27 protein-coding genes, 2 riboswitches and 1 other annotated feature are annotated in these 23,689 nt (G+C 36.4%); of the genes, 24 read left to right on the plus strand and 3 right to left on the minus strand.

The features are described from left to right. Positions 1-302: 302 nt before the first annotated feature. The 12 genes from KPL75_RS21140 (at position 303) to KPL75_RS21195 (ending at position 9,154) form a co-directional block, all read left to right on the plus strand. Positions 303-1,565 (plus strand): ATP phosphoribosyltransferase regulatory subunit, encoded by a 1,263-nt coding sequence (locus tag KPL75_RS21140; protein ID WP_219917628.1) that lies wholly within the window; start codon positions 303-305, stop codon positions 1,563-1,565. Continuing rightward, a complete protein-coding gene (gene hisG, locus KPL75_RS21145; protein ID WP_219917629.1) occupies positions 1,541-2,176 on the plus strand; it encodes an ATP phosphoribosyltransferase in 636 nt (211 codons plus the stop codon). Before KPL75_RS21140 ends, hisG begins: the two co-directional genes overlap by 25 nt. Before the next feature lie 11 nt (positions 2,177-2,187). Beyond that, positions 2,188-3,477 carry a histidinol dehydrogenase gene (gene hisD / locus KPL75_RS21150; RefSeq protein ID WP_219917630.1) on the plus strand — a complete coding sequence of 430 codons (1,290 nt, stop codon included), beginning with the start codon at positions 2,188-2,190 and terminating at the stop codon, positions 3,475-3,477. Further along, on the plus strand, positions 3,477-4,061 hold the full coding sequence (hisB, locus tag KPL75_RS21155; RefSeq protein ID WP_219917631.1) for an imidazoleglycerol-phosphate dehydratase HisB: 585 nt from the start codon (positions 3,477-3,479) through the stop codon (positions 4,059-4,061). Before hisD ends, hisB begins: the two co-directional genes overlap by 1 nt. Continuing rightward, positions 4,062-4,691 carry an imidazole glycerol phosphate synthase subunit HisH gene (gene hisH / locus KPL75_RS21160; protein ID WP_219917632.1) on the plus strand — a complete coding sequence of 210 codons (630 nt, stop codon included), beginning with the start codon at positions 4,062-4,064 and terminating at the stop codon, positions 4,689-4,691. Then, complete coding sequence (gene hisA, locus KPL75_RS21165; protein WP_219917633.1) at positions 4,664-5,383, plus strand: 1-(5-phosphoribosyl)-5-[(5-phosphoribosylamino)methylideneamino]imidazole-4-carboxamide isomerase; 720 nt, start codon at positions 4,664-4,666, stop codon at positions 5,381-5,383. The genes hisH and hisA overlap by 28 nt, the downstream gene beginning before the upstream one ends. After that, positions 5,377-6,135: an imidazole glycerol phosphate synthase subunit HisF gene (gene hisF, locus KPL75_RS21170; RefSeq protein WP_219917634.1), complete on the plus strand. Its 759-nt coding sequence runs from the start codon at positions 5,377-5,379 to the stop codon at positions 6,133-6,135. Before hisA ends, hisF begins: the two co-directional genes overlap by 7 nt. Continuing rightward, the gene (gene hisI / locus KPL75_RS21175; protein ID WP_002149506.1) at positions 6,132-6,437 is read left to right on the plus strand and encodes a phosphoribosyl-AMP cyclohydrolase; all 306 of its coding nucleotides are present in this window, start codon (positions 6,132-6,134) and stop codon (positions 6,435-6,437) included. Before hisF ends, hisI begins: the two co-directional genes overlap by 4 nt. Positions 6,438-6,448: 11 nt before the next feature. Beyond that, entirely contained in the window at positions 6,449-6,772 is a 324-nt protein-coding gene (gene hisE / locus KPL75_RS21180; RefSeq protein WP_219917635.1) for a phosphoribosyl-ATP diphosphatase, read from the plus strand. A gap of 13 nt (positions 6,773-6,785) precedes the next feature. Beyond that, the gene (locus KPL75_RS21185; protein WP_219917636.1) at positions 6,786-7,805 is read left to right on the plus strand and encodes a histidinol phosphate phosphatase domain-containing protein; all 1,020 of its coding nucleotides are present in this window, start codon (positions 6,786-6,788) and stop codon (positions 7,803-7,805) included. Positions 7,806-7,873: 68 nt separating this feature from the next. Next, the gene (locus KPL75_RS21190; protein WP_219917637.1) at positions 7,874-8,038 is read left to right on the plus strand and encodes a YozQ family protein; all 165 of its coding nucleotides are present in this window, start codon (positions 7,874-7,876) and stop codon (positions 8,036-8,038) included. A gap of 144 nt (positions 8,039-8,182) precedes the next feature. Beyond that, the gene (locus KPL75_RS21195; RefSeq protein ID WP_258236979.1) at positions 8,183-9,154 is read left to right on the plus strand and encodes an NAD(P)-dependent oxidoreductase; all 972 of its coding nucleotides are present in this window, start codon (positions 8,183-8,185) and stop codon (positions 9,152-9,154) included. Between the two features lie 113 nt (positions 9,155-9,267). Here KPL75_RS21195 and pssA read toward each other — a convergent pair whose 3' ends face one another. Together pssA and KPL75_RS21205 are read right to left on the minus strand one after the other, a co-directional pair. Further along, positions 9,268-9,969: a CDP-diacylglycerol--serine O-phosphatidyltransferase gene (gene pssA, locus KPL75_RS21200; RefSeq protein ID WP_193645822.1), complete on the minus strand. Its 702-nt coding sequence runs from the start codon at positions 9,967-9,969 to the stop codon at positions 9,268-9,270. Positions 9,970-10,134: 165 nt separating this feature from the next. Then, positions 10,135-12,021 carry an LTA synthase family protein gene (locus KPL75_RS21205; RefSeq protein WP_219917639.1) on the minus strand — a complete coding sequence of 629 codons (1,887 nt, stop codon included), beginning with the start codon at positions 12,019-12,021 and terminating at the stop codon, positions 10,135-10,137. 253 nt (positions 12,022-12,274) lie between these two features. On the opposite strand from KPL75_RS21205, the gene KPL75_RS21210 reads away from it, so the two are divergent. From KPL75_RS21210 to KPL75_RS21265, 12 genes are all read left to right on the plus strand, one after another. After that, positions 12,275-12,670 (plus strand): DUF3888 domain-containing protein, encoded by a 396-nt coding sequence (locus tag KPL75_RS21210; RefSeq protein WP_219917640.1) that lies wholly within the window; start codon positions 12,275-12,277, stop codon positions 12,668-12,670. Positions 12,671-12,759: 89 nt separating this feature from the next. Then, a riboswitch (Lysine riboswitch) is annotated at positions 12,760-12,941 on the plus strand. Positions 12,942-13,121: 180 nt separating this feature from the next. After that, the gene (gene lysA, locus KPL75_RS21215; RefSeq protein ID WP_219917641.1) at positions 13,122-14,438 is read left to right on the plus strand and encodes a diaminopimelate decarboxylase; all 1,317 of its coding nucleotides are present in this window, start codon (positions 13,122-13,124) and stop codon (positions 14,436-14,438) included. Between the two features lie 270 nt (positions 14,439-14,708). After that, positions 14,709-14,817, plus strand: a riboswitch (SAM riboswitch). Between the two features lie 72 nt (positions 14,818-14,889). Further along, the gene (locus tag KPL75_RS21220) at positions 14,890-15,033 is read left to right on the plus strand and encodes a YezD family protein (RefSeq protein ID WP_219917642.1); all 144 of its coding nucleotides are present in this window, start codon (positions 14,890-14,892) and stop codon (positions 15,031-15,033) included. Between the two features lie 86 nt (positions 15,034-15,119). Continuing rightward, entirely contained in the window at positions 15,120-15,824 is a 705-nt protein-coding gene (locus KPL75_RS21225) for a phosphoadenylyl-sulfate reductase (RefSeq protein WP_219917643.1), read from the plus strand. Between the two features lie 38 nt (positions 15,825-15,862). Continuing rightward, positions 15,863-16,999, plus strand: a complete 1,137-nt coding sequence (sat, locus tag KPL75_RS21230) for a sulfate adenylyltransferase (protein WP_219917646.1) — start codon at positions 15,863-15,865, stop codon at positions 16,997-16,999. A gap of 12 nt (positions 17,000-17,011) precedes the next feature. Beyond that, positions 17,012-17,605 carry an adenylyl-sulfate kinase gene (gene cysC / locus KPL75_RS21235; RefSeq protein ID WP_219917650.1) on the plus strand — a complete coding sequence of 198 codons (594 nt, stop codon included), beginning with the start codon at positions 17,012-17,014 and terminating at the stop codon, positions 17,603-17,605. A gap of 12 nt (positions 17,606-17,617) precedes the next feature. Then, positions 17,618-19,240 (plus strand): nitrite/sulfite reductase, encoded by a 1,623-nt coding sequence (locus KPL75_RS21240; RefSeq protein WP_219917652.1) that lies wholly within the window; start codon positions 17,618-17,620, stop codon positions 19,238-19,240. 10 nt (positions 19,241-19,250) lie between these two features. Further along, the gene (locus tag KPL75_RS21245; RefSeq protein ID WP_219917654.1) at positions 19,251-19,451 is read left to right on the plus strand and encodes a DUF3906 family protein; all 201 of its coding nucleotides are present in this window, start codon (positions 19,251-19,253) and stop codon (positions 19,449-19,451) included. A gap of 85 nt (positions 19,452-19,536) precedes the next feature. Continuing rightward, entirely contained in the window at positions 19,537-20,313 is a 777-nt protein-coding gene (gene cobA, locus KPL75_RS21250) for a uroporphyrinogen-III C-methyltransferase (protein ID WP_219917656.1), read from the plus strand. Position 20,314: 1 nt separating this feature from the next. Next, positions 20,315-21,067 carry a sirohydrochlorin chelatase gene (locus tag KPL75_RS21255; RefSeq protein ID WP_219917658.1) on the plus strand — a complete coding sequence of 251 codons (753 nt, stop codon included), beginning with the start codon at positions 20,315-20,317 and terminating at the stop codon, positions 21,065-21,067. After that, positions 21,042-21,659, plus strand: a complete 618-nt coding sequence (locus KPL75_RS21260) for an NAD(P)-binding protein (protein WP_219917660.1) — start codon at positions 21,042-21,044, stop codon at positions 21,657-21,659. Before KPL75_RS21255 ends, KPL75_RS21260 begins: the two co-directional genes overlap by 26 nt. Before the next feature lie 61 nt (positions 21,660-21,720). Further along, positions 21,721-21,968: a binding site (T-box leader), on the plus strand. A 111-nt stretch (positions 21,969-22,079) separates the two neighbouring features. Continuing rightward, a complete protein-coding gene (locus KPL75_RS21265; protein ID WP_219917662.1) occupies positions 22,080-23,435 on the plus strand; it encodes a sodium-dependent transporter in 1,356 nt (451 codons plus the stop codon). Between the two features lie 31 nt (positions 23,436-23,466). On the opposite strand, the gene KPL75_RS21270 is transcribed toward KPL75_RS21265, so the two are convergent. Next, positions 23,467-23,631: a hypothetical protein gene (locus KPL75_RS21270; protein WP_219917664.1), complete on the minus strand. Its 165-nt coding sequence runs from the start codon at positions 23,629-23,631 to the stop codon at positions 23,467-23,469. Between the last annotated feature and the right edge of the window lie 58 nt (positions 23,632-23,689).

Genomic DNA, 23,689 nt, shown 5'->3' on the forward strand with positions numbered 1-23,689 from the left:
ACGGAATATTAAAAATATATTTACATTCAGAATTAACTGTTATATACTATGTAAAAAATCAGAGGAGAAAGGGAGTAAGTATTATGAATACAGTACAATTTATTAAAATGCTTACACAACTACATCATCATACATGAAACCCTTGAACCTAACGTGAAAACGTGTAGGTACAAGGGTTATTCCCGTTGTACCTACACTCTACTAAAGAGCCTTGTAGGTATTTTTCTACAAGGCTCTTTTTATTTTTGATTTAGGTGAATGGAATAAGCATACATTAGAGAGGGAAAGGTGTGTGAAATGAGATGACAAAGTGGAAGCGTGCAAATCCGAATGGAACGAGGGATTACTTATTCGAAGAATGTACGTTAATTGAAGAAGTGGAACAAAAATTAAGACGGACCTTTTTAGAGAGAGGTTATGAAGAAATAAGGACACCTACAATTGAATTTTACGATGTTTTTGCATTTCAAAATAGGCCGATAGATGAAGAAAAGATGTATAAATTTTTTGATGAAAAAGGGCGGATTATCGTTTTACGCCCAGATATGACAATTCCTTTAGCAAGAGTAATTGGAACGCAGAGATGGGATACTCCTCTTAAGGTTACATATAGTGGAAATGTATTTCGGGCGAATGAGTCTCTTTCTGGAAAATATAATGAAATGGTACAAAGTGGTATTGAAATTATCGGGATTGATAATGTAAGAGCGGAAATTGAGTGTGTCATAAGCGTAATTCAAGCACTTCAAAAATTGAAGGTACAATCTTTTACAATTGAGATTGGGCAAGTGCAATTATATAAATGTATTGTAAAAAAACTTTCCATTCGTGATGAAGAAGAGAGGTTACTTAGAACATATATTGAGAGTAAAAATTATGCCGGTCTCTCAAATTTTATCGAAGAAAAAAAATTAAATCGGTGTGATGAAACAGTAAGGTTACTTGAGAAACTACCAAGGTTATTCGGGAGTTTAGATGTTATTGAGGAAGCAGAAAAACTCGCCTCAAGTAATGAAATGAAAATGGCCATTGCAAGAGTGAAAGAAATATATGAAACAATTGAACAGTTAGGATATGGCTCTTACATATCAATTGATTTAGGTATGGTTCAACATTTGGATTATTATACGGGTGTTATTTTCAAAGGGTATATATATGAAATTGGAGAAGAGATTGTTAGTGGCGGAAGATATGATGAGTTAACTGGAAATTTTGGAGAGATGATGCCAGCTGTTGGGCTCGCGGTGCAAGTAAATCAAATAGTTAAGGCACTTCAAGAGCAGCAAGAACCATATAAACGAAAGAGGATAGATATCATGATTCATTATGAGTTAAATAGATTAGCAGAAGGAGAAAGGTTACGAAATTTACTTCAAAAGGACGGGAAGAATGCCCAGTTATCTTTATTCTCTAATTTAAATGATACTTTTCAATTTGCAAATAAGAATAAAATAATGACAGTCGTTGAGGCGAAGAGTGAGTCACTAGTGGAATATGTATGGAGAGAGAAATGGATTATCCAGAAAGAAGGGGAGGCTTCATGCGTAACATTCAAATTGCGTTAACGAAAGGAAGATTAGAAAAGCATGTTATTCCACTGTTTGAAAAAATTGGAATTGATTGTTCAGAGCTCAAAGATAAAGGAAGAAAACTTGTGTTTAAAAGTAACAACACAAACATTTCATTTATTTTAGTGAAGGCGGTAGACGTTGCTACTTATGTAGAACATGGCGTAGCTGATATTGGAGTCGTTGGAAAAGATATATTAATGGAATTTGAGAAAGATATATATGAGATGTTGGATTTAGGAGTAGGCGTGTGTAAATTTTGTGTCGCTTCTATTCCTACGTATAATCCGAAGAGTTATCGGAAAAAACGAATTGCTACGAAATATCCGCATATTACTTCTACATATTTTCATGATAAAGGGGAGGATGTAGAAATTATTAAAATAGAAGGATCTGTAGAGATTGCTCCACTTCTAGGTTTGGCAGATGCAATTGTCGATATTGTTGAAACAGGAAAAACATTACAAGAAAACGGGTTAATTGTATTTGAGGAAATGTGCTCTATATCAGCTCGAATGATTGTGAATAAGGCTGCATTGAAAACTAAAAAAGACGAAATATTCGGTATTATAAATATGATGGAACAAGAAATTTTGTCAGGGAAATAGGGGGACTTTAAATGGAGATAGTTTTTGAAGATTTCCAAGAGGCTTTATCGAAAATAAAATTGCTACGAGAAAGCGCTAATATAATAGAAGAAACTGTTCAAAGAAGTGTAAGCAAAATTGTTCAAAACGTAAGGGAGAGTAAAGATGAAGCTGTATCGTTCTATACAAAAAAGTTTGATGGTGTAGAGATAAAAAAATTTCGTGTAAGTGCAGAAGAAATAAAACAAGCAAGTAGCTTTGTAGAACAAGCTTTTTTAGAAGCGTTAGAAGAGGCAAAGAAAAACATTGTCTCGTATCACGAAAAGCAAAAAAGACAATCTATGTTTGATTGCGTGAGTGAAGGGGTAATTAGAGGACAGCTCATTCGGCCGTTAGAAAATGTAGGTGTATATGTGCCAGGCGGTACTGCTTCGTATCCTTCATCAGTACTAATGAATGTATTGCCAGCAAAACTCGCAGGAGTGAAAAAAATTGTAATGGTAACACCGCCGAGGCAAGGAGGAATTGATCCGCATATTTTAGCTGCTGCAAGTCTTGCAGGTGTAGATGAAATTTATATGGCCGGTGGTGCTCAAGCAATTGCTGCTCTAGCATATGGAACGGAATCGATTCCTAAAGTAGATAAAATAGTGGGACCTGGAAATTTGTATGTTGCTCTAGCGAAGCGAGAAGTATATGGGATAGTAAATATCGATATGATTGCTGGACCATCAGAAATTGTAGTTATCGCAGATGAAACAGGAAATGCCGAATATATTGCTGCGGATTTATTATCACAAGCAGAGCATGACGTGAGAGCGACTGCTATTTGTATTACAACGAATGTACAGCTTGCTAAAGAAGTAGAAAGAGAAATAGAAAGACAGCTAGAGACGTTACCAAGAAGTGAAATAGCTCGTGAGTCAATAAAAAGAAATGGAGCAATTTTTATTGTTCCTTCTTTAGAAGAGGCGTTTCATTTATCAAATGAAATCGCTCCAGAGCATTTAGAGTTACACATAAAAGAGCCAATGAATGCTCTAGCTTATGTAAAGCATGCTGGATCAATTTTTCTTGGTCCATATGCACCTGAACCGCTCGGAGATTATTTGGCGGGGCCGAATCACGTATTACCGACAAGTGGAACGGCAAGGTTTTTCTCTCCGTTATCCGTCGATGATTTTGTGAAAAAATCAAGCTTCGTTTCTTATACGGAAGAAGCGTTAAGAAGTGTACAGCATCATATTGTAGAACTTGCAAATAAAGAAGGTTTACATGCACACGCAAGAGCGATCCAAATTAGGTTTAAGGAGGAAGAATAATGCGCCAATCTAGTCAAGCACGTGAGACGACTGAAACAAAGATTAAATTAAGTTTGCAGCTCGATGAAAGTACGAATGTTTCTGTGCAAACGGGAGTTGGTTTTTTTGATCATATGCTAACTTTATTTGCTAGGCATGGAAGATTCGGTTTGCAAGTTGAAGCTGAAGGTGATGTTTTCGTTGATGCGCATCATACGGTTGAAGATGTTGGAATTGTACTCGGAAATTGTTTGAAGGAAGCGTTGCAAAATAAAGAGGGTATTAATAGGTATGGATCGGCATATGTACCAATGGATGAGTCTTTAGGATTTGTCGCAATTGATATAAGCGGGCGCTCATATATTGTGTTTCAAGGTGAATTAGCAAATCCAAAGCTTGGAGATTTTGACACAGAATTAACGGAAGAATTTTTTAGAGCAGTTGCTCATGCTGCAAATATTACATTACATGCTCGCATTTTATACGGAAGCAATACACATCACAAAATTGAAGCTCTATTTAAAGCATTTGGTCGAGCGCTTAGAGAGGCAGTCGATAAAAATGCCAACATTACTGGTGTAAATTCAACGAAAGGGATGTTGTAATTGATTACTATTATAGATTATGGAATGGGGAATATTCGCAGTGTGGAACAAGCATTAAAATATATTGGAGCAGAGTACATCGTAACGGATGACAAAGAAGAAATATTGAGAAGTGATGGCGTTATTTTACCGGGAGTAGGCGCATTTCCGAAGGCGATGGACATTTTAGAAGAAAAAGATTTAGTATGTGTGCTAAAAGAAGTTGGGAGTTCAGGAAAACCGCTTCTGGGTATTTGCTTAGGAATGCAGCTTTTATTTGAAAAAAGTGAGGAACTACAAGACTGTAACGGATTAAATTTATTGCCAGGTGTCATTAGAAAGTTAAAAGTTCCTTATAAAATTCCACATATGGGGTGGAATGAGTTAAAGAAAGATGGAGAAATATCGCTTTGGAATGGAGTAGAGGACGGTTCTTTCGTATATTATGTCCACTCTTATTATGCAGATTGTCCAAATGAAATTGTGTATGGGGCAAGTGAGTATGGAGTGCAAGTACCTGGTTTTGTAGCAAAAGGAAATATATTTGGCGCACAGTTTCATCCTGAAAAAAGTGGTGAAATTGGAATGCAAATGTTAAAAAATTTCAAAGGGGTTGTAGAAGCATGGAAATCTTCCCAGCTATCGATTTAAAAGAAGGGCGATGCGTAAGGCTTTATCAAGGAGAGTTTAGTAAAGAAACGGTCATGAATGAAGATCCAGTCGCACAAGCAATCATATTTGAAAAACTTGGAGCGGAAAGATTGCATATCGTTGATTTAGATGGAGCAATTGCTGGGGAGTCAGTAAATTTATCTGTCATTGAAAAAATATGCAAGGCGGTACGTATTCCGGTGCAAGTTGGAGGAGGAGTTCGGTCACTCGCGGCAGTGGAGAAGTTGTTGTCAGTAGGTGTAGAAAAAGTGATATTAGGAACGGCTGCTCTTTACGATAAATCATTTTTAGAAGAAGCAGTTCGTCTATATAAAGAGAAAATCATTGTTGGAATTGACGCGAAAAATGGTTTCGTAGCAACGAGGGGCTGGTTAGATATATCTGAAATTTCTTACATTGATTTAACAAAGCAAATGGAAAGTTTAGGTGTTCAAACGATTGTGTTTACAGATATCTCAAAAGATGGGACGCTTGCAGGTCCGAACTTTGAACAATTAGAGCTACTGCAAAAAAGCGTGGGCATTCGTGTGATTGCTTCTGGAGGAGTGGCATCTATTCAAGATGTGAAAAGATTAAATGATATGAATATATACGGAGTCATAATTGGTAAGGCTCTTTACGAGAAAACGATTGATTTAGAAGAAGTGTTACAGGTTACAAAGCTATGTTAGCGAAACGAATTATACCATGTCTAGATGTAAAAGAAGGGCGGGTAGTAAAGGGAGTAAATTTTATAGGATTACAAGACGTCGGTGATCCTGTTGAAATAGCTGCTTTATACAATGATGCGGGAGCAGATGAAATTGTATTTTTAGATATTACTGCAACACATGAAGGGCGAAAAACGATTATAGATGTTGTAGAAAAAACGGCTTCAAAAGTATTTATTCCTCTTACAGTTGGAGGGGGGATTTCAAATGTTCAAGATATGTACAATTTACTAAGAGCTGGAGCAGATAAAGTTTCAATAAACTCAGCGGCAGTGAGAAGTCCGAAGTTAATCCAGGAAGGTGCAGAACATTTTGGCTCACAATGTATTGTCGTAGCAATTGATGCTAGAAAAGTGGCAGAAGATAAATGGAATGTATACGTAAATGGCGGAAGAGTCGATACGGGAATGGATGCAATCGAATGGGCGAAGCGCGTTGTCCAGCTAGGGGTAGGAGAAATTTTGTTGACGAGTATGGATGCAGATGGAACGAAAAACGGATATGATCTTCGTTTAACAGAAGCAATTTCAAGCAGCGTATCTGTCCCAGTAATCGCATCAGGTGGATGTGGTCATGCGGATCACATTATAGAAGTATTTAAAAAGACAACAGTTGATGCAGCATTAGCAGCATCAATCTTTCATTATGGTGAAGCGACTGTACAGGATGTGAAGAGGAAATTAAGAGAAGCAAACGTTGAGGTGAGGTTATGAAACCTAACTTTTCAAAAGGATTGATACCAGCTGTTGTTGTCGAGGAAGATACGAAAGAAGTTTTAATGCTAGCTTATATGAATGAAGAAGCGTATGAAAAGACGCTGGAAACGAAAAGAACATGGTTTTATTCCCGTTCGAGACAATCGTTATGGAATAAAGGAGGAACGTCGGGAAATGTCCAATATGTTCAATCCCTATATTTAGATTGTGATCAAGATTCAATTGTTGTTGTTGTAAAGCAAGTAGGGCCTGCTTGCCATACGGGAGAAAAAACGTGTTTTCACTATAAAATTATATAGGGGGATTAAATATGGACAGCGTACTTAAGTCGTTATTTGAAACAGTCAAAGAGCGAAAGCAACACCCGCTTCCTGAATCATATACAAATTATTTATTTTCAAAAGGTGAAGATAAAATTTTAAAGAAAATTGGTGAGGAGTGCACCGAAGTAATTATCGCGTCTAAAAATAATGATAAAGAAGAACTAGTAAAAGAAATGGTTGATGTGTTTTATCACTGTTTTGTTCTATTAGCTGAAAAAAACATTTCATTAGAAGATGTTATGCAAGAAGTGAAAGAAAGAAATGGAAAGCTTTCGAGAGTAGGAGACCGAAGCGAAATAGATACATTATAAGGGGGAAATATGGATGAAAGTAGACTATCACCTTCATTTAGAGGAAGGTCCATACTCAATAGGCTGGCTTGCTAAAATAAATGATGCACTACAATATTTTGAACCGCTTAAAGAAGGTAAACATTCAATGGAATGGCTTATGAAAACACAAGAACGCTTGAAAAAACGTGTGAAGGAAGGTCCATTTACGGTAAAATGGATTGATTTATATTTAGAAGAGGCTTTGCGAAAAGGTATAAAAGAAGTTGGTATTGTCGATCATTTATACCGTTTTCATGAAGCGAAAGGATATTATGAAAAGTATGTAAATATTAGTGATTCTAAGCTTGGTCGCTTGCAAAAAGAATGGTTAGATCAAGTAAGAGTAACGTCTCTTTATGATTTTACAAAGGCGATTGAAGAGGCAAAAGAGCGATGGAGTAAACGAGGGGTAACGCTCAAACTTGGAATTGAAGCGGATTATTTTATCGGCGGTGAACAAGAGTTACAAGGTTTACTAGCATTAGGAGACTTTGATTATGTAATCGGTTCGGTCCATTTTATAGAGGGATGGGGATTTGATAATCCAGATACGAAAGAGTATTTTGGTAAGCATGAGTTACATACTTTATATCACACGTTTTTCGCTACAGTTGAAAGTGCCGTTCGTTCTGAGCTCTTTGATATAATAGCTCATCTTGATAACATAAAAGTATTTAATTATCGGTTAGATGAGAATGAACAGCTTTCTTATTATAAGGAAATTGCGCGCGCGTTAGTGGAAACAAATACCGCAACAGAAATAAATGCGGGATTGTACTATCGCTATCCTGTGCGCGAAATGTGTCCAAGTCCGCTTTATTTACAAGTATTAGCTAAGTATGGAGTTCCGATTACTCTATCCTCAGATGCTCATTATCCGAATGATTTAGGAAAATATGTGGAAGAAAATATAAAGACATTACGCAATCATGATATTTCACACATAGCTACATTTACGAAACGAGTAAGAACGATGAGATTACTTGAAGAAGAAGTAACAATTTCAAAATAAACCACGATTTTTTGATGAAAACCACCCTTTTTGTTCAAAATAAGAAAGAATGAAAAGGAGGATGGAAAATGGTGAAACAACAAAATAAACAAAAGGTACAAGTGGCAGATCAGGCTTATACTTCTGAAACGAATAATACAGCTAATTCAGTTATCGAGGAGCAAATTAGCGATACGGTTGCAGAGGGAACAATTGATGTGAAGCTTGGAAAAGAATCGCAAGAAAAAGCGTAAAAAGAGGGGAGACTTGCATCTCCTCTTTTTTAATGGAAAAGTGTCGATTTTCAAAACTATAATCAAATTCCTTGGTTTTTATATGTGGATTTCTTACAATGAAATATAAGAGATATCTTATTTTGTATAGAAGAGGTGTTAGTAGTGGCGAAAATATTAGTAGCAGGAAAAATTCCAGCAATCGGATTAGAACTATTAAAGGATCATGATGTAGAAATGTATGATAAAGAAGAATTGATTTCTTTAGATGAATTAACAGAGCGTGTAAAAGATAAAGATGCATTGTTAAACTTACTTTCTACAAAGGTGACGAAAGAAGTTATTGATGCGGCACCTCATTTAAAGGTTATTGCAAACTACGGTGCTGGTTACGATAATATTGATTTCACTTATGCAGGAGGAAAAGGAATTGCGGTAACGAATACACCGAAAGTATCAACTGAAGCGACAGCAGAATTAACATTTGCACTTCTTTTAGCAGCTGCACGTAGAATTCCTGAAGGTGATACGTTATGTCGTACAACTGGATTTAACGGATGGGCACCATTATTCTTCTTGGGCCGCGAAGTACACGGTAAGACAATCGGAATTATTGGCCTTGGAGAAATTGGGAAGGCAGTTGCAAAGCGTGCGAAAGCATTTGGAATGAATGTTTTATATACAGGACCAAATCGAAAGCCTGAAGCTGAAAGTGAACTGGAAGCAACATACGTAACGTTGGAAGAATTATTACAAACAGCGGATTTTATTACAATTAACTGTGCTTATAATCCGAAATTACATCATATGATTGATGAAGAACAGTTTAAAATGATGAAGAAAACAGCATATATTATAAATGCTTCACGTGGACCAATTATGAATGAATCAGCACTTGCTCATGCACTAAAAACGAATGAAATTGAAGGTGCAGCTCTTGACGTATTTGAATTTGAACCGAAAATTACAGAAGAGCTAAAAGGATTAAAAAATGTAGTACTTGCTCCTCACGTAGGAAATGCAACATTCGAAACGCGTGATGCAATGGCTGAAATGGCAGTTAGAAATATTCTAGCTGTATTAAATGGTGAAGAACCTGTAACACCTGTAAATCAAAAAGTATTAGTTGCAAAATAAAGTGAAACTTTAATCAGTGGAGGGGCATCCTCTACTGATTAGTAGCCCTCGCCAACCGGGCTACGCGTAAATAGCGAGATAAAAAGAAACCTTCCAATTTCGGAAGGTTTCTTTTATTTTTCTTTATTTGCTTTTTTAGAAGGTCTTTGTCTAAGGAATTGAGATAGCATATACAAAATATATAGTGGAATGGCAATGAATAAGAAAACAGAAAAATTACCAAAACCTGTTTGGTACATTGTGATAATACTTCCAACTAAAAATAGTGTAATAATTATGCTATATCGTGGAATTGGTACATCTTTTAAACTTGGGATGCGAATTCGGCTCACCATTAAAAATGCGAACGTTACAAATACTGTAATAAGAACGATTTTTGGAATGGTATGTGAAAATAATGTTAGGAAAGCGACAAGCCCTCCTGCTGCAGTAATCGGAACTCCAGTGAAATATTTCATAGAAGTAGAAGATGGTGTTACATTAAATCGTGCTAAGCGATATGCTCCGAACAGTGGGAATAATCCCGCTATGTATAGTCCAATGATTCCGTAATTGGAAAAAGATGTGTAATACATTAAAACAGCAGGTGCTGCGCCAAATGTTACAACATCTGCGAGTGAATCAAGCTCTTTTCCCATTTGTGAATCAACGCGTAATAAACGAGCAACACGACCATCAAGACTATCTAACATCATCCCGATAAGTACTAAAATAGCAGCTGATTTATAATATCCTAAAGATGCATAGCCGATTGACAAGAATCCGCTATATAAATTTCCGAGCGTAAATAAGTTTGGAATAGCTGCTCTATACAAAATCTGATCCCTTGCTTTCTGTTATAAATTCTTAATTAGTGTACGAAAGTTTACTTATTTTATCATACCATAAATTTCTTCCGCATACGAAAAAAATTCCCAATTTGTGAAAGATTTGAAGTGTAAGTAAAAAAGAAGCAACTTTTCACAAAGTTGCTTCCTACATTATTCAAATTTCGTTGTCATCGTTCCAGTTTTAAATCGATTGTTAGGATCGAATCGTAATAAATCTCCATAAATCAGTTTGTCAGAGAGTTTTAAATCTGTTTTTGCTTTTTCAATATACGGCTGACATAGTGCTACATCTGCCTCTTCACCTGAGTTTTTTTTGTAGCACATATTTTTTGTATACACATAATCCTCTGTTACAAAACTACCATCACGCATTACCATAAGTGGATCTTTTTCTTTTATAAATAAGTCAGTTCCAAATTCAACTGATTGATTCGTTTTAATACCAAGTAAATGAAGCAGTGTTGGTTTAATATCAATTTGCCCTGATACTTTAGAGACAACTTTTCCTTCTTGACCAGGTACATGAATAATGAGGGGCACGCGCTGTAATTGCATAGAATCAAATGGTGTAATAGCGTCTTTCCCAAGGAACTGAGCCATAGCTGCATTATGGTTTTCGGAAATGCCGTAGTGATCCCCATAAATGACAATAACGGAATTGTCGTATAGTCCTTCTTCTTTTAATTGGTTAATGAATAATTTGAGAGCTTCATCTGTGTAGCGAACCGTTGGGAAATAGCGGTTTAGAACACCGCTTTCCGAATTAAACTCATCAACATATTGATCTTCTGGATTTAGAAGAAATGGAAAATGGTTTGTTAAAGTAATAAATTTCGTATAGAACGGTTGCGGTAAAGATTTTAATTTTGGAATAGATTGTTCAAAGAACTCTTTATCTTTTAATCCCCAACCGACAGACATTTGTTCAGTGCCTACGTAATCATTTAAATTAAAATAACGATCATATCCAAGTGCAGGATACATTACATCACGATTCCAAAATGTTTTATCGTTTGAATGGAAGACAGCGGAAGAATATCCGTATTTCTTTAACTGTTCTGGTGTGGCAGTATATTCATTTGTTGCATGAGTAAAGAATACAGAACCACGGTCTAACGGATAAAGTGAGTTTTCAACGATAAATTCAGCATCGGAAGTTTTACCTTGTCCCGTTTGATGATAGAAGTTATCGAAGTAAAAACTATCTTTTATAAACTGATTTAAAAATGGAGTAATCTCTTTTCCATTTATTTTTTTATTAATAACAAAACTTTGTGTAGATTCCATTGAAATTAAAATTACATTTTTACCCTTTGCAGCTCCAAATAAGTTTTTATCAACTTGTTTATCTTTTGAGTCTGTATAGTTTTTAATTTCAGAGAACCCGTCTCCACTTGCAAATACACGTTCAGCTGAAGACTTAGATTGAAGTGTAATATCAAATAGATGATATGTGTATAACCCTAAATTTTTCACGACAGTTTGACGATCAAATGAGCGTGAGAACATTTGTGGTTTATATATGACTGAAACAACAATTTGTAGTGCTAATAATGCTGTTACACCGCTAAAGAAAGTTCGCTTCTCAGAGCGAGAAAGTGGTGTTTTATCACCAAATGATGGGAATTTATGCGAAATAAACATTAAAATAATTGCGTCTGCAAATAAAAGTAATGTTTTATACGTAAAGAGTTCTTTTATACTTGTCCCTAAGTCAGCCATATTATTTGTTTGGAATAAAACAGGGAAAGTAACAAAATCGTTATAGAACCCGTAAAACATTGCATTTCCAAATAAAATAAATGACAGTATAAAACTAATTACAATAATAATTCGGTTTCGGTACTTAGATGCAAGTAAAGCGAAACCAAAAAATAAAAGTAACGAAGCTAGTGGGTTAATAAAAAGCATAAATTCTTCAAAGAAGTTATCAATTCTAATATCAAATGCTAGCTTGTACACAATATATGTTTTTATCCATAATAAAACGACTGCAACTAGTGCAAATCGCAGTTTTGGAAACAGATTTTGTAGCATAATATACTCCTCTCCTAAAAGCATGACGGTTCTTGTGAGCCGGTTTGATTAGCGCCTCATTTTATATATACGAACAGTCCTTTGTTATTATGTTTATTATACTATGAGTATCATTATACGAAAATAAAAGAGAGTTGTGGGCTTTTTTATAATAATTGAGTAGAAAAAGGGCAGTGGGAGACAATAAAACGGAGTTTCTATGTATGATAATTATCGTGCGCAGAAAGAATCGAGTAATAAAACGGAGGTTATAATGCGAAAATTATTATATTTTATAGTATGCAGTAGTGTTATACTTTTTGCCTCACCGAGTATGTCAGTAGCGCAATATGATGCACCCCTTATGGAAGATGCACTTTATTCTGTTTTATTTCCAAAAATAAATAAGGCAATTGAAAAACAATATGGGAGCTTGAAGCCTTATCAATGTCCTAAAATTATTAGTTTAAAAAAAGTGTATAGTGGTACATATTTATTTCAAGCGAGTATTGAAGTAACGAAGTATGAACGTGTTGCTGGGAAAATTGCTCCACCATTTGAGAAGGTAACGATTACATTTAATAACGAAGAGGGCGAATGGGAAGTGACAAAGGTTTCAGTAAAGCGCTTACCAAATGATACAAAATTAAACTGTAAAAAAACAATATAAAAAATTGTTTGACAAATAAAATGGTCCTTTGGTATTGTTAATAGCAACAATTAGATGTTTGAAAATTAAATAGACTTACCTCATCTACTCTCAAAGGTAGAGGCCGCAATAGGAAAGAGTAAGCTATGGGAGATTTAATGGAATCTGTGATCATAGGTTGAAAGGGACTATTGCCGAAATATAAGAATAACCATCTTATTCATATATTGGGACTGCATTGAATAAATGTAGTACTGTCATAAGATTTATTTTATGGAGAGCTATTTGGAGATGTTGATGCGGTTTCTTATTTTGAGGAGATAACAACTCGTTTATTTTTTCAATATATATTTTTCCTAATAAGAAACGCGTGTGAACATTGTTCCGCGCGTTTTTTGTCTATCTAAAAGCGTGCTGCAATGAATAGAAGATTGGGGTTATGAGTTTTAGAGGAAATAAGGGAGGAATTCAAATGTATTTACACGGCACAAGCCGAATCAATGGGCAAGGACACTTAGAAATTGGTGGGTGCGATACGACGCAGCTAGCAAAACAATACGGAACACCACTTTATGTATACGATGAAGAGTCTATTCGAGGAAAGTGCCGCGCGTTTCATCGTGCTTTTAAAGAAAGTGGTTTCTCTTATCAAGTAGCATATGCAAGCAAGGCGTTCTTGTGCATGGAGATGTGCCGAGTAGCTCGTGAAGAGAATATGTCTTTAGACGTTGTTTCTGGAGGGGAATTATATACTGCGCTCCAAGCTGGTTTTCCGGCATCGCGTATTCATTTTCACGGAAATAATAAAACAGAAGAAGAAATGATTATGGCTCTTCAGGCGAATATCGGTTGTTTTGTAGTAGATAATTTCTTAGAATTAGAAATCTTACATGATTTGGCAATGCAACATGGGAAATTTGTGAACATATTAATCCGTGTAACGCCTGGAGTAGAGGCACATACACACGAATATATAACAACAGGTCAAGAAGATTCGAAATTTGGATTTGGTGTTTCAAATGGTCAAGCGATGCAAGTGATTGAGCTAGCTTTGCAAAAATCAAATTATAATGTGCTAGGAATTCACTCGCACATCGGATCACAAATATTTGAAACGGCTGGTTTTGTTCGAGCAATTGAAGTTCTTCGCCAATTTTTAGAAGAAGTGAGAGAGCAAATGAATTATGTAGTAAAAGTGTTAAATGTGGGCGGAGGATTCGGAATACGCTACACAGAGTCAGATACGCCATTAACTCTTGAGACATATGTGCGAGCTGTAACAAGTGCAGTGAGAGAACAATTTACAGTATGTGAATATCCGCTGCCAGAAATATGGGTTGAACCAGGTCGTAGCATTGTAGGTGATACTGGAACGACAATTTATACAGTCGGATCTGTGAAAGACATTCCTGGTATTCGGAAATATGTATCAGTGGATGGCGGAATGACAGATAATTTAAGACCTGCCTTATATAGCGCACGTTATGAAGCGATGCTAGCGAATCGAGGGAATGATGCGAATGAGGAACTCGTTTCGATTGCTGGGAAATGCTGTGAGAGTGGAGACATGCTGATTTGGGATATTAATCTACCGAAAGTTGCTTCTTCCGATTTACTAGCAGTTTCTTGTACGGGGGCATATGGGTACTCGATGGCCAATAATTATAATCGTATTCGAAGACCGGCCGTCGTCTTTGCGAAAGGCGGAACATCGCAAATTGTTGTAGAGCGTGAGACATATGAAAATATTATTGGGAACGATCGCATACGTATTAAAGAGCTTATTTAAATAGGGAAAAGGAGTTGTTCGGATGGGCAATTCCTTTTTTATAAAGTGAAACAATAATCAGTGGGGGTTTTGTTCATCCCCCACTGATCATTAGCCCTCACGAATCGGGCGTTTACGGTCAGCAGGGCTCCCACCTAACTTCTTTGCTCCAGCCGAATTTTGAGGTGGGAGTTTTAATGCCCGCGAATAGCGGGATAAAATAAAATAATTAAAATATATCGGAAAACTAGGATTGAAAAAAATCAGAATTGTGATAAAATACAAATACAAAGCTTATCAAGAGAAGCGGAGGGAACTGGCCCGACGAAGCTCGGCAACCTGCTTATAGAAAGCAAGGTGCTAAATCCAGCAAAATGGAATCCATTTTGAAAGATAAGGTAAAATATATTACCGAACAGTCTTTTCGAAATGGGAAAGATTTTTTTTATGAATAAAAAGGGGGGCTGTTCGCGTGAGTGTACGGGAACATTTTGATGAAGTATCTGAGAAAGTTCAAGCGATGCTTGCTGATATGAAATATGGTTCCATTACAATTGTGGTGCAAGATGGAAAAGTAATTCAATTAGAGAAAAGTGAAAAAGTACGTTTAAAGTAAAAAGCGCTGACTAGAAAAACTAGAGGCGGTTTTAACCTATTTTATTAGGTTAAAACCGTCTTTTTGCTTTTACAGGGGGAAAGAACATGTTGACGTATGAAACGTGGGAAGAAAATGGTGTTTCATTTTCAGAAGAAGATGAAACGAAAGGCGCGCTATCCGTATTAAATTGGGCTTATAAAGAGTATAAAGATGAAATTGTATACGCATGTAGCTTTGGAGTGGAAGGTATGGTATTACTGCACCTTATAAACCAAGTAAATCCATCTGCTAAAGTTGTATTTTTGGATACAAATGTTCATTTTAAAGAGACGTATGAATTAATTCAAAAAGTGCGGGAACGATTTCCTTCATTAAATATTATAGAAATACAGCCAGAACTTACACTTGATGAACAAGCGAAGTTGCATGGTGAGAAACTATGGGAAAGCAATCCGAATCTCTGTTGTAATATTAGGAAAATTTTACCATTAGAAAAATCACTTGCAGCGGAAAAGGCGTGGATATCGGGTTTGAGAAGGGAACAATTAGAAACGCGTAAGCATACAAAGTTTATAAATCAAGATCATCGTTTTCAATCTATTAAAGTTTGTCCGCTCATTCATTGGACGTGGAAAGAAGTGTGGCGATATGTATATAAACATAACTTGCCGTATAACCCATTGCATGATATTGGGTATCCAAGTATCGGGTGTGAGAAGTGTACGTTACCTGTAGGTGCGGGTGGTGATTCAAGAGATGGTAGGTGGGCCGGGAAAATGAAAAACGAATGCGGTCTTCATTACCAATAAGATGAATCTTGAAATAAAGCTAAGAGGGGATATAGAAAATGACTACAATAAACGAATTAATAAACCGTGTAGATGAGACATACGACGTATCACAAATTGAAAAAGAAATTGAATTAGACAACATTGCGTTAAGTGATTTAGAACTGCTAGCGACAGGGGGATATAGTCCACTTACAGGATTTTTAGGGAAGAGAGATTATGACTCAGTTGTAGAAACGCTTCGTTTAGTAAACGGTAGTGTTTGGAGTATACCGATTGCATTACCAGTAACAGAAGAAGTAGCAGCGGGACTAAAAGCTGGAGAGGAAGTAAAACTTGTCAACGACAGAAATATATATGGTGTCATTCAAATAGAAGATATTTTTGCACCTGATAAAGAAAAAGAAGCGCTACTTGTATATAAAACGACGGATGAGGCTCATCCAGGGGTGAAAAAATTATATGAACGACCAAATGTTTACGTTGGAGGAGCTATTAAGCTTATAAAACGCTTTGAAAATAAGCAATTTCCCTCTTATCATTTAGACCCAATTGAAACGAGAGAAGAATTTAAAAAACGTGGTTGGAAAACAGTAGTCGGATTTCAAACGAGAAATCCGGTACATCGTGCCCATGAATATATTCAAAAATCTGCTCTTGAAATTGTAGATGGTCTCTTTTTAAATCCGCTTGTTGGGGAAACAAAGTCAGATGATATTCCTGCTGATGTAAGGATGGAAAGCTACGAAGTATTGCTTCAAAACTATTATCCGAAAAGTCGTGTCTTTTTAGGTGTATTTCCTGCAGCAATGCGTTACGCGGGACCGAGGGAGGCGATATTTCATGCATTGGTAAGAAAGAATTTTGGGTGTACCCACTTTATTGTAGGGCGTGATCATGCTGGGGTAGGGGACTATTACGGAACATATGAAGCGCAGGAAATCTTTACGAATTTTACAGTAGAAGAGTTAGGGATTACGCCGTTATTTTTTGAACATAGTTTTTACTGCACTAAATGTGAAGCAATGGCTTCAACGAAAACATGTCCGCATGGGAAAGAAGACCGTGTCATCTTATCGGGTACGAAAGTACGAGAAATGTTAAGGAATGGTGAGATTCCGCCAAGTACATTTAGCCGTAAAGAAGTAGTGGAAGTATTAATTAAAGGTTTGAAAAAAGAAGTAGTAACAGAATAGGGAGAGAATGAGATGGATACGAATACTACTTGGCATACAGCTTCTGTTTCAAAAGATGAGAGAAGAATGAAGAATGGGCATCACAGTTTTGTAGTTTGGTTTACTGGTTTATCAGCTTCGGGTAAATCTACAGTAGCGAATGCGGTTGCTCGTAAACTATTTGAAAAGAATATCGGAAATTATGTGCTTGATGGGGATAATATTCGCCAAGGTTTAAATAAAGATTTAGGTTTTTCTGAAAGTGATCGCATGGAAAATATAAGACGTATTGGCGAAGTGGCGAAGCTATTGGTAGATCAAGGAACTGTTGTCCTTACAGCGTTTATTTCACCATTTCGAGTAGACAGAAAACAAGTTAGAGATCTATTAGCGGCAGATGAGTTTATTGAAGTCTTTGTGAATTGTCCGATTGAAGAGTGTGAGAAACGTGATCCGAAAGGACTTTATAAAAAGGCGAGAAAAGGTGATATTAAAGAGTTTACGGGAATTGATTCACCGTATGAGGAACCAGAACAAGCAGAATTAATTGTAGAAACGCACAAGTATTCTATTGAAGAATGTGCAGAACAAATCGTGAAATACTTACAAGAGCGTAGTTTTATATAGGGGGATTTAAAAATGAGCTATGAAAAAGTATGGGCTAATAACGAAAAATTAAATCAGACTGAGAAAAATAAATTAGAAAAAGATGGTTTGGAAATTTTTAATGATATTCCATACTACGCAGAAAATGGATTCGAATCTATTCCGAAAGAAGAGTGGGACGCATTTAAATGGGCAGGATTGTATTTGCAAAGACCGAAAGAAGCTGGCTATTTTATGATGCGGGTAAATATTCCTTCAGGGATTATTACAAACGCGCAGGCAGAAGTGCTTGCTTCTATCGCTGAGGATTATGGACGCGATGTAATAGATATTACGACAAGACAGGCGATTCAGTTTCACTGGTTAGAAATTCAGCAAATTCCAGATATTTTTAAAAGGTTAGCAAGAGTTGGATTATCTTCAGCAGGGGCGTGTGGTGATATAACACGTAATATTACAGGTAATCCACTTGCTGGAATTGATGCGAATGAATTGTTTGATACAACGCATATTGTGAAAGAGGTATATGACTATTTCCAACATAATGAAGAGTTTTCTAATCTACCACGTAAATTTAAAATGTCTATTAGTTCTAACATTTATAACTCAGCAAACGCAGAGATTAACTGTGTTGCATTTACACCTGCAACGAAAGAGATAGATGGTGAGAAAAAAGTTGGCTTTCATATAAAAGTAGGCGGTGGCTTATCAGCTCGTCCATACTTAGCAGAAGAATTAGACGTGTTCGTTTTACCAGAAGAAGTGAAAAAGGTAGCGATTGCAATTGCTACTATATTCCGTGATTTTGGATATCGTGAAAAACGCCACTTAGCACGTTTGAAATTTCTTATCGCTGACTGGGGCGCTGAGAAATTTAAAGAGAAACTAGTAGAATACACAGGCCCATTGCAAAGTAAAGGGGAAAGTGCTCTCAAAGGCTGGAATGCAGGATACTTTTATGGCGTTCAAGATCAAAAACAAGAAGGATTAAAGTATGTCGGCTTTAATGTACCAGTAGGGCGTTTACATGCAGAGGAAATGTTTGAGATTGCAAGCATTGCAAAGAAATATGGAAACGGGCAAATTCGAACTTGTAACTCTCAAAACTTTATTGTTCCGAATATTCCGCCAGAAAATATTGAAGGACTATTAAGTGAACCGTTGTTTGAAGCAATTTCTGCAAATCCAAAATCCTTTATCGGTCATGCGGTTTCATGTACTGGTATTGAGTATTGTAATCTTGCGTTAGTAGAAACGAAAGAAAGATTACGCAAAATCGCAGAGTACTTAGATACACAAATTGCACTTGATGTACCAGTTCGAATTCATATGGTAGGATGCCCGAATTCCTGTGGTCAACGTCAAATTGCTGATATTGGTTTGCAAGGAGTGAAACTGAAAACAAAGGAAAAGGGAATCGTTGAGGCGTTTGAAATATATGTGGGCGGAACGCTATTAGACGGAGGAGCATATAACGAAAAATTAAAAGGAAAAATAGATGGAGAAGATTTGCCGGATGTTCTCGTGTCCTTTTTAAGTTATTTCCAAAAGAATAAATTACTAGCCGAAACGTTTTATGATTTCGTCGGACGTGTTGGAGTGGAAGAATTACAAATTGTACTAAATCGTGTAGTAGAAGAAGTAATAGCGTCTTAGGAGGGGCAATATGGATTTATATCGATTTGAAGCTGTATTAGCGAATAGTGTTGTTCCGATAGTCGTTGTTGCTCAAAGTGAAGAACACGCATTTAAGCTTGCAGAGATAGAACTTGAAAAATACTTTTTACCGCTACCAGAAGTGAAAGAACTTTCTTTATATGAAAAAAAGAAGATTCGAAAAGGTGCGGCATTTGTTATTCATGAGTAAGGAGCAGTGTAATCCGAAATAATAGTAACTTCCATTCGTGATGAAGAGTGGAAGTTTCATTTTATAGTAGAAATGAGGAGAGATGATGGGGAAGGTTTATATCGTTGGGGCGGGTCCTGGTGATCCGGATTTAATTACTGTTAAAGGGTTGAGATGCATCGAGAAGGCCGATGTTATTTTGTACGATCGTCTCGTAAATAAAGAATTGCTCTCTTATGCAAAGCCTGAAGCGGATTTAATTTATTGCGGGAAACTCCCAAATTATCACACGATGAAGCAAGAGACAATTAACACATTTCTTATTAAATATGCGAAAAAAGGAAGAGTTGTAACGAGGCTTAAGGGCGGAGATCCATTTGTATTTGGAAGAGGTGGAGAAGAAGCTGAAGCGTTAGCGAAGCAAAGTATCCCATTTGAAATTATTCCTGGTATTTCAGCTGGGATAGCTGCTCCTGCTTATGCTGGAATTCCAGTAACGCATCGCGATGCAAGTGCAAGTTTTGCTGTTGTGACAGGGCACCGGAAAGAAGGGGCTGAAGAGGAAGTGAAGTGGGAAAGTTTAGCGAAAGGTGTAGATACATTAGCGGTCTATATGGGGGTTAGTAATTTACCTTACATATGTGAACAACTAATAAAACACGGAAAAGATCAAAGTACACCTGCCGCTATCATTGAGTGGGGAACGACATCTATGCAGCGTACTGTTACAGCGACGTTAGGAACAATTGTAGATGTTGCCAAAAAAGAACGAATTCAAAATCCGAGTATGATTGTTATTGGAGAAGTTGTCCGTTTTAGAGAAAAGATACATTGGTTTGAGAAACAAACGGAAAATGCATATCCAGTAAGTGGAGTATTGTAAAATGAAGGCTGTCTTGTATATATGTCATGGAAGCCGTTTGAGAGCAGCAAAAGAAGAAGTGGTTGCATTTATTACATCATGTATGAACTGTGTAGAGGCAAATATTCAAGAAATTTGTTTTTTAGAGCTAGCGAGTCCTTCTATTGAAGAAGGATTTCGTGCATGCGTGAAGCGTGGTGCTACAGAGATTGTTGCTATTCCTGTTTTTTTATTAGCGGCAGGACATGTAAAGAAAGATATTCCGTTTGAATTACGAAAGTTAAACGAAGAATATCCGGATATCAAAATAGTGTATGGTAATCCATTTGGTGTATCAGAAGTGCTTGTAAAAGCGGTATATAACGGAAGTGGCATTAAAGACTATGAAGAAGAAGTAACACTTTTGCTTGTTGCAAGAGGTAGTAGTGATCCGGAAACTTTACAAGACATAAAGTGGATTTCTTCTTTATTTCAAAAAGAAGAGAACATTAAAGAGGTGGAAGTTTGTTATTTAGCAGCCGCGGAGCCGAAGTTTGATGAGAAGTTGAAAGAAATTGTAAAACAAAAAGAACGGAACATTGTTGTGTTACCTTACTTATTATTTACAGGTTTACTCATGAAACATGTTGAGAAAGAAGTGCGTCAATATGAGTCGGAAGAGATAACAATAAGTCCATATTTAGGAAAGAATGTAGCGTTTCGAGAGATGTTAATTCAAAAAACAGAGGAAATATTGAAGGGGGATCAATATGTATCCACTTACAGTACGAGTTGATAAGAAACGTGTTGTTGTCATTGGTGGAGGGAAAGTAGCAGGGTTTAAAATTATTCCTTTACTAAAACAAGGTGCGGATATAGTTGTGGTAAGTACAGAATTAGATGCGAATTTAGTGAAACTTGTAGAAGAAAAGCAAATTCGTTGGTATCAAAGAGAGTATGAGAAAAGTGATATTAAAGATGCTTTTTTAGTAGTTGCAGCGACTGGCGATTCGGTACTAAATGAACAAATTGCTGAAGATGCCTCGGTAAATCAATTGGTAAATGTTATTACGAATCCGGCAAGTGGAAATGTTCATTTTCCGGCGGTGTTTCATCGTGGTTTGCTTAATGTAGCTGTTTCTACAGGAGGAGCAAGCCCGAAATTGGCGAAAAAAATTCGTGACGATATCGCAAATAAATATGATGAGACATATGAAGCGTATCTTAATTTTTTATATGAAGTAAGAATAAAAGTGAAAAAATTACAAGTAGATAAGCGGCAGAGAAATATATTATTACAAGAAGTATTAAAGTCAGTATATATTCTAAATGGAGAAAAAAGAGAATTGTTTTTACAAGAATTAGAGAGAAAGGTTCATATAGGATAATGAGTAAATTGTTCTTTACAACTATAAGAATATAATTTATAATCACAAGTAACTTCAATAGATGAAATCGATGAGCAAGAAGAGTACGTATATTTGATGCGTTCAGAGAGCTGGGGTAAGGTGTGAGCCCGGTACGATAAAATATACAGAATGGGCTTGCGAGAGGTATGCTGAACATTGCAGTAGGCAACCCGGGTTCCGCCGTTAAAAGGATAGAGTATCGGAGTTTTCCTGTACTTGAACAAGTGGGATTTATCAATCCAATTGAGGTGGTACCACGGTATTTATATTACATATATCGTCCTCTACATGCATATTTGCGTGTAGGGGACTTTTTTATTTTCTAAAGGAGGTGTGCGAGTATGAAATGAAAGTGTATAATTAGTAAAAGTTTAAATATTCAGAAAAGGAGAAATTATAATGAAAGAAACACAGCAATGGACGTCGAAAATAGGCTTTGTACTCGCAGCAGCCGGAGCCGCAGTAGGTCTTGGGGCAATATGGAAATTTCCATATGTTGCAGGTAATGGCGGGGGAGGCGCATTCTTCCTTGTATTCTTACTATTAACTGTATTTATTGGTATGCCTCTTCTTATAGCTGAATTTGTTATCGGACGTAGTACCCAAAAAGAGGCGGTTACAGCTTATAAAATATTAGTACCAAATAGTAAGTTATATCCTTGGATTGGTCGTATGGGAGTTGTTACTTGTTTTAGCGTACTATCTTTCTATAGTGTTGTAGGCGGATGGATTTTACTTTATTTATACTATAGTGTCACAGGTAGTTTCTGGAACGGTGTAGTCGATTATGGGCAATTGTTTGGTGAAACAATTGCAAATCCAGCAAGTGCTATTGGAGCACAATTCATCTTTATGCTTTGTACCATTTTTGTTGTTAGCAAAGGTGTGGAAAAAGGCATAGAAAAAGCAAGTAAGTACATGATGCCGCTATTATTTATTTTATTTATTGCTATCATTATTCGTGCGTTAACACTTGATGGTGCTATGGCTGGGGTAGAGTTCTTCTTAAAACCAGATTTTTCAAAGCTTACAGCAGATACGATTTTATATGCGATGGGACAATCTTTCTTCTCACTAACGGTAGGTGCCTCGGTAATGGTAACCTATAGTTCATATTTAAAGAAAGAAGAGCATTTAGCTAAATCAGCAACATCTATTGTAAGTTTAACTATTTTTATTACAGTGCTTGCAGGGTTGGCAATTTTCCCAGCGATTTTCGCATTAGGGGTTAAGCCGACTGAAGGACCAGGACTATTATTTATCATCCTTCCTGCTGTATTTGCAAAAATACCATTTGGACAATTTTTCTTTATTATGTTTTTAGTGTTATTCTTCTTTGCGACTTTAACATCTGCGATTTCAATGCTTGAAATTGTAGTAGCATCTGTTGCGAAAGGTAATGAGAAGAAGCGTCCATCAGCATCGTTATTAATTGGTATTCTTATTTTTGCAGTTGGAATTCCATCAGCATTATCGTTTGGAATTATGAGTGATGTGAAAATATTTGGTAAGACATTCTTTGATTTCGTCGATTTTTCGGTGAGTAATGTGTTACTGCCATTAGGGGTACTAGCCATTTCACTATTCGTACCAAATAAAATGAGTAAAGAGTTATTAATGAAAGAATTAGAAGTTACGGAAACGAAAGGGAAAACATTGTTTAACATTTGGTTCTTCTTACTTCGTTATATCATTCCAGTAACTGTAATTATCGTATTTTTAAATGCGATAGGCGTATTTAAAATGTTTGCATAATAAAAAGACGGAGGATCAATTCTCCGTCTTTTTATTGTGTTGTAGGTGTATTTAATAAACGGTTATATGTTTTATAAGCAGCAACAACTGCGATAAAGGATCCTATTAAAAATAAAGCGGATCCGCCAAGTGTGAATATTCGGCCGATGTATGTTTCCCTAGCTTCTTCTATTTCCTCTTGTAATTGTGTATTCATATTTATCACCTCGCAAAATATAGGCATTTAGTTGTAGTTTATGTGAAAGGCCTATAGA

It is taken from the genome of Bacillus sp. NP247 (assembly GCF_018966865.1).
In the GTDB taxonomy this organism is placed as follows: domain Bacteria; phylum Bacillota; class Bacilli; order Bacillales; family Bacillaceae_G; genus Bacillus_A.

Coding starts and splice junctions, on each gene's coding strand:
- KPL75_RS21140 (WP_219917628.1), top strand. CDS start 303: ATGACAAAGTGGAAGCGTGCAAATCCGAATGGAACGAGGGATTACTTA.
- hisG (WP_219917629.1), top strand. CDS start 1,541: ATGCGTAACATTCAAATTGCGTTAACGAAAGGAAGATTAGAAAAGCAT.
- hisD (WP_219917630.1), top strand. CDS start 2,188: ATGGAGATAGTTTTTGAAGATTTCCAAGAGGCTTTATCGAAAATAAAA.
- hisB (WP_219917631.1), top strand. CDS start 3,477: ATGCGCCAATCTAGTCAAGCACGTGAGACGACTGAAACAAAGATTAAA.
- hisA (WP_219917633.1), top strand. CDS start 4,664: ATGGAAATCTTCCCAGCTATCGATTTAAAAGAAGGGCGATGCGTAAGG.
- hisF (WP_219917634.1), top strand. CDS start 5,377: ATGTTAGCGAAACGAATTATACCATGTCTAGATGTAAAAGAAGGGCGG.
- hisI (WP_002149506.1), top strand. CDS start 6,132: ATGAAACCTAACTTTTCAAAAGGATTGATACCAGCTGTTGTTGTCGAG.
- hisE (WP_219917635.1), top strand. CDS start 6,449: ATGGACAGCGTACTTAAGTCGTTATTTGAAACAGTCAAAGAGCGAAAG.
- KPL75_RS21185 (WP_219917636.1), top strand. CDS start 6,786: ATGAAAGTAGACTATCACCTTCATTTAGAGGAAGGTCCATACTCAATA.
- KPL75_RS21190 (WP_219917637.1), top strand. CDS start 7,874: ATGGTGAAACAACAAAATAAACAAAAGGTACAAGTGGCAGATCAGGCT.
- KPL75_RS21205 (WP_219917639.1), bottom strand. CDS start 12,021: ATGCTACAAAATCTGTTTCCAAAACTGCGATTTGCACTAGTTGCAGTC.
- KPL75_RS21210 (WP_219917640.1), top strand. CDS start 12,275: ATGCGAAAATTATTATATTTTATAGTATGCAGTAGTGTTATACTTTTT.
- lysA (WP_219917641.1), top strand. CDS start 13,122: ATGTATTTACACGGCACAAGCCGAATCAATGGGCAAGGACACTTAGAA.
- KPL75_RS21225 (WP_219917643.1), top strand. CDS start 15,120: ATGTTGACGTATGAAACGTGGGAAGAAAATGGTGTTTCATTTTCAGAA.
- sat (WP_219917646.1), top strand. CDS start 15,863: ATGACTACAATAAACGAATTAATAAACCGTGTAGATGAGACATACGAC.
- cysC (WP_219917650.1), top strand. CDS start 17,012: ATGGATACGAATACTACTTGGCATACAGCTTCTGTTTCAAAAGATGAG.
- KPL75_RS21240 (WP_219917652.1), top strand. CDS start 17,618: ATGAGCTATGAAAAAGTATGGGCTAATAACGAAAAATTAAATCAGACT.
- KPL75_RS21245 (WP_219917654.1), top strand. CDS start 19,251: ATGGATTTATATCGATTTGAAGCTGTATTAGCGAATAGTGTTGTTCCG.
- cobA (WP_219917656.1), top strand. CDS start 19,537: ATGGGGAAGGTTTATATCGTTGGGGCGGGTCCTGGTGATCCGGATTTA.
- KPL75_RS21255 (WP_219917658.1), top strand. CDS start 20,315: ATGAAGGCTGTCTTGTATATATGTCATGGAAGCCGTTTGAGAGCAGCA.
- KPL75_RS21260 (WP_219917660.1), top strand. CDS start 21,042: ATGTATCCACTTACAGTACGAGTTGATAAGAAACGTGTTGTTGTCATT.
- KPL75_RS21265 (WP_219917662.1), top strand. CDS start 22,080: ATGAAAGAAACACAGCAATGGACGTCGAAAATAGGCTTTGTACTCGCA.
- KPL75_RS21270 (WP_219917664.1), bottom strand. CDS start 23,631: ATGAATACACAATTACAAGAGGAAATAGAAGAAGCTAGGGAAACATAC.